The organism is Mesorhizobium sp. CA15 (assembly GCF_020165215.1).
In the GTDB taxonomy this organism is placed as follows: domain Bacteria; phylum Pseudomonadota; class Alphaproteobacteria; order Rhizobiales; family Rhizobiaceae; genus Mesorhizobium.
Genome location: NZ_JAIUHQ010000001.1, coordinates 277,484 through 288,801, shown reverse-complemented (window position 1 = coordinate 288,801; position 11,318 = coordinate 277,484). Strand labels below are relative to the sequence as shown.

Genomic DNA, 11,318 nt, shown 5'->3' with positions numbered 1-11,318 from the left:
AATAGCGAGTAGGGAAAAGGGGGATACGACGGCAATCAATTCCTACAGAGATCTGATTGTTTGGAAGGCGGCTTTGAGGTTGGCCGTGGATTGCTATTCGGCCACGAAAGCTTTTCCAAACAGCGAAGCGTACGGAATGACCTCTCAGATAAGACGCTCGGCGGCTTCCATCGCAGCGAATGTTGCGGAAGGTCACGGAAGAGAAAATACGGGAGCTTTCATTCAATTTCTTCGGGTAGCGCAGGGCTCTCAGAAAGAGTTGGAGACACATCTCATCCTGTGCGGAGAGGTTGGGCTGATGGTCGAAGCGAAGGTCGCCAGCTTGCTTGGCCAAACTGACGAAATAGGAAAGATGCTACGTTCGATGATCCGGAGCCTGCAGCAAAAGTCATGAAGTCTTTTTCTCCCTATTCGCTACTCGCTATTCGCTATTCGCTCGACGCCGGAGCAAGCTGATATGCTTTTGGGCCGCACCGCAAACGGTCTCTACTGGATGAACCGCTATATCGAGCGGGCCGAAAACATGGCGCGCCTGGTCGATGCCGGCCTACGCATGGCGTTGACGCGCACCCAGAGCGCTTCGGAGGAATGGAACTCGGTCCTGCTCAGCGCCGGCTCGGACATCGCCTTCAGCCAGAAGTACCAGGACTATACCGCCGCCAACGTCTCGGACTTCTTGCTGCGCGACACCTCGAACCCGTCGAGCACGATGTCGTCGATCGAGACGGCGCGCAACAATGCCCGCATGGTGCGCACGGCGCTGACCCGCGAGACCTGGGAAAGCATCAACGAAGCCTGGATGTCGCTGAAGCGCATGCTGGCAAGGCCGATCGACGAACGCGACCTGCCGACGGTGCTCGATGCAATCAAGCGCGAGACGGCGCTGATCCGCGGTTCATTCTACGGCACCATGCTGCGCAACGAAATTTTCGATTTCTCGCAGCTCGGCACTTATGTCGAACGCGCCGACAACACGGCGCGCATCCTCGACGTGAAATATTATGTGCTGCTGCCGTCGTTGTCCTGGGTCGGCTCGACGCTCGACAACTATCAGTGGGAATCGATCCTGCGCTCGGTGTCGGCGCACCGTTCCTATCGCTGGGTTTATGAAGCCGACTACAAGCCGACGAATATCGCCGACTATCTGATCCTCAACGTGCGCATGCCGCGCTCGCTGACTTTCTGCTACCGCTTCCTCGGCGAGCATTTGAAATTCCTCGCCGACGATTACGGTGAACGCCATGCTTGCCATGGCACGGCCGAGAAGATCCAGGCGCTGCTCAAAAGGGGTTCGATCAAGGACATATTCGATCATGGCCTGCACGAGTTCCTGGCCGAGTTCATTCGCGACAACACCAGGCTGGGCGACGAGATCGCCCAGGACTACCGGTTCTATTGAGCACAGCCGAGGCGAGCGTTATGCGGCTCAAGATCACCCATCGTACCGAGTACCGCTACGATCAAGCGGTGCAGTATCTGCTGCAGCGGCTGCGCCTTTGGCCTTCCAGCGGGCGCACGCAGACCGTCGGCTCCTGGGCGGTCAAGGTCGAAGGCGCGCGTGAGGAGGTGCGCTTCACCGACCATTTCGGCAACGAGACGCGGCTGGTGAGCGCTGAGAGCGGCCAGAATTCGATCACCGTCGAGGCAGCCGGAGACGTGACCACGCATGATACGGCGGGCGTCACGGGTCCGCATCAGGGCTTTGCGCCGCTCTGGCTATTCGGACAGCCGACGCCACTCACCGTCGCCGGCGAGGGCATACGTGAACTGGCCGGCACGCTGGGCCAGGGCACCGAGATCGAGCGACTGCACCGGCTGATGGGCGCTATCGGCGAACGCGTCGCCTACAGGCCGGGCACGACCAGCGTCGTGACGCCGGCGGAGGAGGCGCTCGCATTGAAGTCCGGTGTCTGCCAGGACCACTCCCACATCTTCATCGCCGCCGCCGTCGCCCTCGGCTTTCCCGCACGCTATGTCAGCGGCTACCTGATGATGGATGCGGCCGTCGAGCAGGCGGCAAGCCATGCCTGGGCCGAGGCCTATGTCGTGGGGCTCGGATGGGTTGCCTTCGACCCGGCGAACGGTATCTCTCCCGACGAACGTTATGTGCGGGTGGCGACGGGGCGCGACTATCGCGATGCCTCGCCGGTGTCGGGGATACTGCTCGGGCAGGCACAAGAGAAGCTTGCCGTCACTGTCACGGTAGAGCAGTAATCTGCGCCGGAATCGCTAGCAGAAGAGCAATCATGACCTATTGCGTCGGCCTCAAGATCGATAGCGGGCTCGTGTTCATGTCGGACACGCGCACCAATGCCGGCATGGATTCGATTTCGACCTTCAAGAAGATGCATGTGTGGGAACAGCCCGGCGAGCGCGTCATCGTGCTGATGTCGGCGGGCAACCTTGCCACGACGCAGGCCGTTGTCAGCCTGCTCGACGAGCGTAACAAGGCGGTCAGCGACCGTCATCCGAAGCTGCTCGAAACTCCCTCCATGTACCAGACGGTGCGGCTGGTCGGCGATACAGTGAAGGAAGTAATAGAGCATGCCTCGCCGAATGGCGACAAGGCGGATTCCTACTTCAATGCCTCCTTCATCCTCGGCGGCCAGATCAAGGGCAGCCCGCCCAGACTGTTCATGATCTATCCGGAAGGCAACTTCATAGAGTCGACCGACGACACGCCTTTCTTCCAGATCGGCGAGACGAAATACGGCAAGCCGATCATCATCCGTGCCTATGATCGGGCAATGAGCCTGGCCGAAACGGTGAAGCTGCTTCTGGTGTCGTTCGACTCGACACTGAAATCCAACCTCTCGGTCGGGCTGCCGCTCGATCTGCTGTTCCTGGAACAGGATGCGCTCAGGGTGGGGCTGAACCGACGGATCGGCCATGATGACCCTTACTACCGCACCATATCGGACGGCTGGTCCAACGCGCTGAAAATCGCTTTTTCAAATCTGCCGGACTTTCCGGGATAGGGCTTTGCGAGAGCGGTTCGACCGGCCGGTATCTTCGACGGCCGCTGGGGAGGGAAAATATGGACAGCGACGAATTCCGCGATTGGTCGAGGCGCGCCGCCGACTGGGGCGCCGACTATCGTGCCAACCTGCGCGACCGCCCGGTGCGGCCGGCGATCGCGCCGGGCGAGATTTTCAGAAGCATCGAGGCGTCGCCGCCGGAAATGCCGGAGCCGATGGACAGGATCTTCGCCGACTTCGAAGAAAAGATCGTGCCGGGCATGACGCATTGGCAGCATCCGCGCTTCTTCGCCTATTTTCCCGCCAATGCAGCGCCGGTTTCGGTGGTGGGCGAATATCTGGTCTCTGCGATGGCCGCGCAATGCATGCTGTGGCAGACCTCGCCGGCGGCGACCGAACTCGAAACGCGCATTGTCGACTGGATGCGCCAGGCGCTCGGCCTGCCCGTGGGCTTTTCCGGCGTCATCCAGGATTCGGCTTCCTCGGCGACGCTTGCGGCGGTGCTCACCATGCGCGAGCGGGCGCTCGACTGGCAGGGCAACAAAAAGGGGCTGGCCGGGCAGGCGAAGCTACGCGTCTATTCCTCCGACCAGGTCCATACCTCGATCGACCGAGCCATCTGGGTCTCCGGCATCGGCGAGGACAACCTTGTCCGTATCCCGGTCGCCGGACGTTTTCGCGCCATGGATACGCACGCGCTCGAGGCCGCGATCGTTGCCGATCGCAAGGCCGGCCTGCTGCCAGCCGGCATCATCGCCTGCGTCGGCGGCACCAGCACCGGCGGCACGGACGACATCGCGGCGGTGGCCGCGGTCGCTCAGCGGCACGGGCTTTACCTCCATGTCGACGCCGCCTGGGCAGGGTCGGCGATGATCTGCCCGGAATACCGGCATTTCTGGGCCGGCGTCGAAGGCGCCGATTCCATTGTCTTCAATCCGCACAAGTGGCTCGGCGCGCAGTTCGATTGCTCGATCCAGTTCGTGCGCCAGCCGGAAGATCTGGTGCGCACGCTGGCCATCAAGCCGGAGTTTCTGAAGACGCTGGGTCATGACGGCATCATCAACTATTCGGAATGGTCGGTGCCGCTCGGCCGCCGCTTCCGCGCCCTGAAACTTTGGTTCCTGCTGCGCGCCCATGGCCTCGAGGGCCTGCGCACCATGATCCGCAACCATGTCGCCTGGAGCGCAGGGCTTGCCGCGCGCCTTGCCGGGGAAGAGGATTTCGAGCTCGTCAGCGAGCCAATGCTTTCGCTGTTCTCGTTCCGGCACCGCACGGTGGCAGGCGCCGACCCTGACGAGCACAACCTCCGCCTCGTCGACGCCATCAACACCAACGGCCGCATTTACCTGACTCAAACGCGGGTCGATGGGCGCGTGGCGATCCGCTTTCAGGCGGGGCAGTTCGAGTCGACGGCGGCAGATGTCGATGCGGCGTTCGACGTCATAACCGAGATTGCGCGGCGCTTATCCTGAGGCAGCAGACCTGTTCCACACTGGTTTGCCTTTTTCAATCAGGTGATTTTCGTTAGCCGGCTTATACCTTTTCTTCGCTTTCGTTTTCCGATATAGACGGGAAAAAACGAAAATGGAGGACGCGCAATGTTTCTTTCGCCACGCCATGCCGAGATCATCCAGAGGGCGAAAGACCATGGCAGGGTGCTGGTCGATGACCTGGCGACGCATTTCAACGTGACGCCGCAGACCATCCGCAAGGACCTCAACGACCTGTGCGATCAGCGCCTGCTGACCCGTATCCATGGCGGTGCGCTGTTCCCGTCCGGCATCGAGAACATGGAGTACGAGGCACGCCGCAAGATTGCCGCCGACGAGAAGGAGGCGATCGGCAGCGCGGCGGCGCGGCTGATTCCTGACAATGCTTCGCTGTTCATCAATATCGGCACCACCACCGAGGCCGTCAGCAAGGCGCTGCTCGACCATAACGGGCTTATGGTCATCACTAATAATATCAATGTTGCCAATAGGATGCGCATCTACCCCACGATCGAGGTGGTGATTGCCGGCGGCGTTGTGCGCGGTTCCGACGGCGGCATTGTCGGCGAGGCAGCCGTCGATTTCATCCGCCAGTTTAAGGTCGATTACGCCGTCATCGGTGCCTCGGCGATCGATCATGACGGCGCGCTGCTCGACTTCGATTTCCGCGAGGTGAAGGTTGCGCAGGCCATCATCGCAAATGCCCGCCACGTCATTCTGGTTTCCGACCGGACGAAATTCGAACGCACGGCGCCGGTCCGGATTGGCCATCTTTCGCAGGTGAATACCTTCATCACGGATCGTTGCGAGATCGCGTCGATTCGCAGGATTTGCGAGGAAACCGAAGTCCGGCTGATCGAGACAGCGTTCGAATAGGCACGCCTCGACGGCTTGCTCAGCCGACTGCGATATTTCGTTTGACATTCGCTTTGAGTTCGAAATAATTCCGTCACGGTTTCGTAAAACACAAAAATGGTGCAATGCGAAATCGTTGGAGGATTCTTTGGACGCATATCCGATCCATGACATTTTTGTCATCGGCGGCGGCATCAACGGCTGCGGCATAGCCCGTGATGCCGTTGGCCGCGGATTTTCAGTTTACCTCGCCGAAATGAACGATCTCGCCAGCGGGACTTCCTCCGGCTCGACCAAGCTCATCCATGGCGGCCTGCGTTATCTCGAATTCTACGAGTTCCGGCTGGTGCGCGAAGCGCTGATGGAGCGCGAGGTTCTGTGGAAGAACGCGCCGCACATCATCTGGCCGATGCGCTTCGTGCTGCCTTACGCTAAGGGCCTCAGACCTGCTTGGCTGATCCGGCTGGGACTGTTCCTTTACGATCATATCGGCGGGCGCAAGCTGCTGCCGGCGACGAAGACGCTGGACATGGCCCGCGATCCGGCAGGCAAGCCGCTCAAGCCGTTGTTCCGCAAGGCTTTCGAGTATTCGGACGGTTGGGTCAACGACGCGCGCCTGGTGGCGCTGAACGCGCGTGACGCCGCCGACCGGGGTGCCATTGTCCGCACGCGCACCAAGGTCGTCAGCGCGCGGCGCGACGGCGCGCTTTGGACCGTGAAGGTGCAGAATGTGCTTACCGGGGAGACCGAAGAGGTCCGCGCGCGGCTTCTCGTCAACGCTGCCGGCCCCTGGGTCGATCACGTGCTCTCGACCGCCGTCGGCCAGAACGACGTCCACAATGTCCGCCTCGTCCAGGGCAGCCATATCGTAGTCGGAAAGAAGTTCGACGATCCGCGCGCCTATTTCTTCCAGAACAAGGATGGCCGCATCATCTTCGCCATTCCTTACGAGGAAGAATTCACGCTGATCGGCACCACCGATCGCGACTATCCGGGCGATCCGCATGAGGTGAAGATCTCCGACGCCGAGATCGACTATCTGTGCGCGGCGGCAAGCGAATATTTCGCGCAGCCGGTGAAGCGGTCCGATATCGTCTGGACCTATTCGGCGGTGCGCCCGCTCTATGACGACGGCGCCTCGAAGGCGCAGGAAGCAACGCGCGATTATGTGCTGAAGGCCGATGGCGGGGAGGGTTCTGCCCCCTTGCTCAACGCCTTCGGCGGCAAGATCACCACCTTCCGCCGGCTGGCCGAATCGATGTTGGAGAAGATCGAAGGTTTTCTCGGCAAGCGCGGCAGGCCGTGGACGCATGATGCGCCGCTGCCCGGCGGCGATTTCGCGGCGACCGGCTTCGATGCCCAGGTTGCCAGGCTGAAGAGCGCCTATCCGTTCCTCGACCAGCGGCTGGCGCGCCGCTTCACCCGGCTCTACGGCACGCGGGCGGAAAGGCTGCTCGGGCTCGCCAAGTCGAATGCCGATCTCGGCCGCAATTTCGGCGCCGACCTTTTCGAGGCGGAAGTTCGCTATCTGGCCGAAAACGAATGGGCGGTCACCGCCGAGGACGTGTTGTGGCGCCGCACCAAGCGCGGCCTGCATTTCAGCCGCGAGCAGACGGCGGCATTGGAAGAATTCATGCGCGGACTGAGCAGCCGCCATGTCGCGGCGGCGGAATAAGGATCGGCCGCTGATGCGCAAGGCCTGGGAGGAGGCGTGATGCTGGAATTGAGGAACGTGACGAAGACCGTCGGCGCGCAGGAGCACATCCGCGACGTGTCGCTGACGCTTCAGCACGGCTCGCTGAACGTCCTGCTTGGGCCGACGCTCTCCGGCAAGACCAGCCTGATGCGGCTGATGGCTGGCCTCGACGCGCCGACTTCCGGCTCGGTCTGGTTCGACGGCAAGGACGTCACCGGACAGAAGGTGCAGAAGCGCAACGTCGCCATGGTCTACCAGCAGTTCATCAATTACCCGGCGATGACCGTCTACGAGAACATCGCCTCGCCGCTGCGGGTCGCCGGCGTCGAGCAGGCCATGATCGACAAGGAGGTGCGCAACGCCGCGGCGCTCTTGAAGCTGACGCCCTATCTCGAGCGCACGCCGCTCAGCCTGTCCGGCGGCCAGCAGCAACGCACCGCGCTTGCCCGCGCCATCGTCAAGAATGCCAGTCTGGTGTTGCTCGACGAGCCTTTGGCCAATCTCGACTACAAGCTGCGCGAGGAATTGCGCGCCGAATTGCCGAAGATCTTCGCCGCGGCCGGCACGATCTTCGTTTATGCGACGACCGAGCCGCACGAAGCGCTGCTCCTCGGCGGCAATACGGCAACGCTTTCGGAAGGCCGCGTCACGCAATTCGGCCCGACGGTCGAAGTGTTCCGCAAGCCCATCGACCTGGTGACGGCTCGGACCTTCGCCGATCCGCCGCTCAACACCATCGTGCTCTCCAAGAAGGGGTCGGATTTCCTGCTCGAAGGCGGCGTCAAGCTGCCGGTGCCGACGGAACTCGCCGGCATTGCGGACGCCAGCTACACGATCGGCTTCCAGCCGCATCATCTGTCGCTGGAGCGGCCGAACGCCGGCGCCGTGCCGGTGCGGGCCAAGGTCACCATCACGGAGATCACCGGCTCGGAAAGCTTCGTCCATCTCGATTTCGCCGATGCGCGCTGGGTGATGCTTGCGCATGGTATTCTCGATTTCGAGACGGACGATGAGGTCGAGGTGTTCATCGATCCGCGCCACATCATGGTATTCGACCATAACGGCCGCGCCGTTACGGCGTCGAAGCTGGCGGCCTGAGGAGAAAACGATGGCGCGCATCGAGGTCAACCACATCCGCCATTCCTACCTGCCCAACCCGCAGAAGGATTCCGACTTCGCTCTGAAGGAAGTGCACCACACTTTCGAGGATGGCGGCGCCTACGCGCTGCTCGGGCCTTCGGGCTGCGGCAAGACCACCTTGCTCAACATCATTTCGGGACTGCTGCACCCCTCGCATGGGAAGTTGCTGTTCAATGGCCGGGACGTGACCAGGCTGTCGACGCAGGAGCGCAATATCGCGCAGGTGTTCCAGTTCCCGGTCATTTACGACACCATGACCGTCTACGACAATCTGGCCTTCCCGCTGCGCAACCGGCGCGTGCCGGAAGCCGATGTCGACCGCAAGGTGCGCGAGACGCTCGACATGATCGATCTCGCTTCGATGGCGAACAGGAAGGCACGCCGGCTCACCGCGGACCAGAAGCAGAAGATCTCGCTTGGACGCGGCCTGGTGCGCTCCGACGTCAACGCCATTCTGTTCGACGAACCGCTGACGGTCATCGACCCGCATATGAAGTGGGTGCTGCGCTCGCAGTTGAAGCAGCTGCACCGCCGCTTCGGCTACACCATGGTCTATGTCACACACGACCAGACCGAAGCGCTGACTTTCGCCGACCGCGTCGTGGTCATGTATGACGGCGAGATCGTGCAGATCGGCACGCCTGCCGAACTTTTCGAGCGTCCGCGCCACACCTTCGTCGGTTATTTCATCGGCTCGCCGGGCATGAACGTGCTGCCGGTTGCCCTGGAAGGCAGGATGGCGAAGCTCGGCGCCCAGCGCATCGAATTGCCGGGCGTGCCCAAGGCTGAAGCCGGCGCCGTCGAGCTCGGCATCCGTCCCGAATATGTGCGGCTCGGCCGCGAGGGCATGACGGTGCAGGTCAGCAAGGTCGAGGACGTCGGCCGCCACAAGGTGGTTCGCGCCAATCTCGAGGGCAGGGAGATCGCCGCGGTGATCGGCGAGGATGACGAAGTGCCGGCCGAACCGAAAGTCCGCTTCGATCCGGCCGGCATCAACATCTATGCCGATTCCTGGCGCGTCGAGATGGGGGCATAGATGGACAAGACCTGGAACAACAAGGCCTGGTTCCTTGTCCTGCCGGTGCTGGTGCTGGTGGCGTTCTCGGCCGTCATCCCGCTGATGACGGTCGTCAACTATTCGGTGCAGGACACGTTCGGCAACAACGTCTTCTTCTGGGCCGGCACCGAATGGTTCGAGGACCTGCTGCACTCCGACCGCTTCTGGGAAGCGATGGTGCGCAACCTGATCTTCTCTTTCATCATCCTGGCAATCGAGGTGCCGCTCGGCATCTTCATCGCGCTCAACATGCCGAAGAAGGGCTGGGGCGTGCCGGTCTGCCTGGTGCTGATGGCGCTGCCGCTGCTCATTCCGTGGAACGTCGTCGGCACGATCTGGCAGGTCTTCGGCCGCAACGACATCGGCCTGCTCGGCTACTACATCAACGCGCTCGGCATCGACTACAACTACGTCCAGGATCCGATCGATGCCTGGGTAACCGTCATCATCATGGATGTCTGGCACTGGACCAGCCTGGTCGTGCTGCTTTGCTATGCCGGCCTGGTCTCGATTCCCGATGCCTTCTACCAGGCTGCCAAGATCGACGGCGCCTCGCGCTGGGCTGTGTTCCGTTACATCCAGCTGCCCAAGATGCAGCGCGTGTTGCTGATCGCCGTGCTGTTGCGTTTCATGGACAGTTTCATGATCTATACCGAGCCCTTCGTCGTCACCGGCGGCGGTCCCGGCAATTCGACCACCTTTCTGTCGATTGACTTGGTCAAGACGGCGCTCGGCCAGTTCGACCTCGGCCCCGCGGCGGCGATGTCGCTGGTCTACTTCCTGATCATCCTGTTGCTATCGTGGGTGTTCTACACCGTGATGACCAACTACGACGCGGAGCGCTGAGATGGTGGGTGCCAACGAAACGACGCGCGTGAGCGAGACGGCGGTCACCGAAGTGGGCAGCACGCTGTCGCAGGACGAGGTGGCGAAGCTGATGCGCCGCCGCGGCGAGGAATCGCGCTGGTGGTGGATCGTGCCGACGGTCTACATTATCGTTATCCTGCTACCGATCTACTGGCTCATCAACATGAGCTTCAAGACCAATGCGGAGATCGTGTCGTCGCTGACGCTGTTTCCGCATAATCCGACACTGGCGAACTATCGCACCATCTTCACCGACCCTTCGTGGTATTCGGGCTACATCAATTCGATCACCTATGTGGTGATGAACATGGTGATATCGGTGGCGGTGGCGCTGCCGGCGGCCTACGCCTTCTCGCGTTACCGCTTCCTCGGCGACAAGCATTTGTTCTTCTGGCTTTTGACCAACCGCATGGCGCCGCCCGCGGTGTTCGCGCTGCCGTTCTTCCAGCTCTATTCAGCGTTCGGCCTGATCGACACCCATATTGCCGTGGCGCTGGCGCACTGCCTGTTCAACGTGCCGCTCGCGGTGTGGATCCTCGAAGGCTTCATGTCCGGCGTGCCGAAGGAGATAGACGAGACCGCCTATATCGACGGCTATTCCTTCCCGCGCTTCTTTCTGAAGATTTTCATGCCGCTGATCGCGAGCGGCATCGGCGTCGCCTGCTTCTTCTGCTTCATGTTCTCGTGGGTGGAGCTCTTGATCGCGCGCACGCTGACCACGACGGACGCCAAGCCGATCGCCGCCACCATGACCCGCACGGTCTCTGCCGCCGGCATGGATTGGGGTCTGCTCGCCGCCGCCGGCGTGCTGACGCTGATCCCCGGCGCCTTGGTTATCTGGTTCGTGCGAAATTATATCGCCAAGGGCTTTGCCCTGGGGAGGGTCTAAAGCCATGAATCTCGACTTCTCCTGGATGGCGTGGACGTGGCCGACGGCCGCCTTCTTCATCATCATCGTGCTGATGCTCTTTGGCATGGGCGTCTGGGAATATGCCTCGCCCGGCGGTCATCCGCGCATCGGGGTGCTGCGCTTCGAGACGACGCGCGGCGATCGTTTGTTCCTGTCGCTGCTTGGCAGCGCATTTATCCATCTCGCTTGGCTGGGTCTGGTTGGACCCAACCTGTGGTGGGCTCTCGCTCTCTCCGTGGTCTACGCCGTTGGCGTGTTCCGATACGTATAGAGGGGGAATAGCCGGATCGGCCGCGTGCTGGCGGCCGCCCCGGATCGCACTTGC

Annotated in this window: 12 protein-coding genes; all 12 read left to right on the top strand. The window is 61.7% G+C overall.

The genetic code is table 11. The features are described from left to right. The first annotated feature begins 34 nt into the window (after positions 1-34). Positions 35-394, top strand: coding sequence for a four helix bundle protein (locus tag LB515_RS01470; RefSeq protein ID WP_224706757.1), 360 nt, complete (start codon positions 35-37; stop codon positions 392-394). A 63-nt stretch (positions 395-457) separates the two neighbouring features. Next, complete coding sequence (locus tag LB515_RS01465; RefSeq protein WP_095765309.1) at positions 458-1,399, top strand: alpha-E domain-containing protein; 942 nt, start codon at positions 458-460, stop codon at positions 1,397-1,399. 20 nt (positions 1,400-1,419) lie between these two features. Beyond that, entirely contained in the window at positions 1,420-2,214 is a 795-nt protein-coding gene (locus LB515_RS01460) for a transglutaminase domain-containing protein (RefSeq protein ID WP_224706526.1), read from the top strand. A gap of 32 nt (positions 2,215-2,246) precedes the next feature. Then, the gene (locus LB515_RS01455; RefSeq protein ID WP_224528935.1) at positions 2,247-2,978 is read left to right on the top strand and encodes a peptidase; all 732 of its coding nucleotides are present in this window, start codon (positions 2,247-2,249) and stop codon (positions 2,976-2,978) included. Positions 2,979-3,037: 59 nt separating this feature from the next. After that, positions 3,038-4,450: a pyridoxal phosphate-dependent decarboxylase family protein gene (locus LB515_RS01450; RefSeq protein ID WP_224706525.1), complete on the top strand. Its 1,413-nt coding sequence runs from the start codon at positions 3,038-3,040 to the stop codon at positions 4,448-4,450. A gap of 126 nt (positions 4,451-4,576) precedes the next feature. Further along, on the top strand, positions 4,577-5,344 hold the full coding sequence (locus LB515_RS01445; RefSeq protein WP_224706524.1) for a DeoR/GlpR family DNA-binding transcription regulator: 768 nt from the start codon (positions 4,577-4,579) through the stop codon (positions 5,342-5,344). Positions 5,345-5,471: 127 nt separating this feature from the next. Next, a complete protein-coding gene (gene glpD, locus LB515_RS01440) occupies positions 5,472-6,998 on the top strand; it encodes a glycerol-3-phosphate dehydrogenase (protein ID WP_224706523.1) in 1,527 nt (508 codons plus the stop codon). Positions 6,999-7,037: 39 nt separating this feature from the next. Continuing rightward, entirely contained in the window at positions 7,038-8,117 is a 1,080-nt protein-coding gene (locus LB515_RS01435) for an ABC transporter ATP-binding protein (protein WP_224602424.1), read from the top strand. A gap of 10 nt (positions 8,118-8,127) precedes the next feature. Then, positions 8,128-9,195 carry an ABC transporter ATP-binding protein gene (locus LB515_RS01430; protein WP_224528924.1) on the top strand — a complete coding sequence of 356 codons (1,068 nt, stop codon included), beginning with the start codon at positions 8,128-8,130 and terminating at the stop codon, positions 9,193-9,195. After that, on the top strand, positions 9,196-10,062 hold the full coding sequence (locus LB515_RS01425) for a carbohydrate ABC transporter permease (protein ID WP_095765316.1): 867 nt from the start codon (positions 9,196-9,198) through the stop codon (positions 10,060-10,062). Between the two features lies 1 nt (position 10,063). Beyond that, positions 10,064-10,972, top strand: coding sequence for a carbohydrate ABC transporter permease (locus LB515_RS01420; RefSeq protein ID WP_224629310.1), 909 nt, complete (start codon positions 10,064-10,066; stop codon positions 10,970-10,972). 4 nt (positions 10,973-10,976) lie between these two features. Beyond that, complete coding sequence (locus LB515_RS01415; RefSeq protein ID WP_224636470.1) at positions 10,977-11,264, top strand: DUF2160 domain-containing protein; 288 nt, start codon at positions 10,977-10,979, stop codon at positions 11,262-11,264. The last annotated feature ends 54 nt before the right edge of the window (positions 11,265-11,318 follow it).

Excerpts from the sequence above, each read along its gene's own strand:
- LB515_RS01465 (WP_095765309.1), top strand. The coding sequence starts at position 458 with ATGCTTTTGGGCCGCACCGCAAACGGTCTCTACTGGATGAACCGCTAT.
- LB515_RS01460 (WP_224706526.1), top strand. The coding sequence starts at position 1,420 with ATGCGGCTCAAGATCACCCATCGTACCGAGTACCGCTACGATCAAGCG.
- LB515_RS01455 (WP_224528935.1), top strand. The coding sequence starts at position 2,247 with ATGACCTATTGCGTCGGCCTCAAGATCGATAGCGGGCTCGTGTTCATG.
- LB515_RS01450 (WP_224706525.1), top strand. The coding sequence starts at position 3,038 with ATGGACAGCGACGAATTCCGCGATTGGTCGAGGCGCGCCGCCGACTGG.
- LB515_RS01445 (WP_224706524.1), top strand. The coding sequence starts at position 4,577 with ATGTTTCTTTCGCCACGCCATGCCGAGATCATCCAGAGGGCGAAAGAC.
- LB515_RS01435 (WP_224602424.1), top strand. The coding sequence starts at position 7,038 with ATGCTGGAATTGAGGAACGTGACGAAGACCGTCGGCGCGCAGGAGCAC.
- LB515_RS01430 (WP_224528924.1), top strand. The coding sequence starts at position 8,128 with ATGGCGCGCATCGAGGTCAACCACATCCGCCATTCCTACCTGCCCAAC.
- LB515_RS01425 (WP_095765316.1), top strand. The coding sequence starts at position 9,196 with ATGGACAAGACCTGGAACAACAAGGCCTGGTTCCTTGTCCTGCCGGTG.
- LB515_RS01420 (WP_224629310.1), top strand. The coding sequence starts at position 10,064 with ATGGTGGGTGCCAACGAAACGACGCGCGTGAGCGAGACGGCGGTCACC.
- LB515_RS01415 (WP_224636470.1), top strand. The coding sequence starts at position 10,977 with ATGAATCTCGACTTCTCCTGGATGGCGTGGACGTGGCCGACGGCCGCC.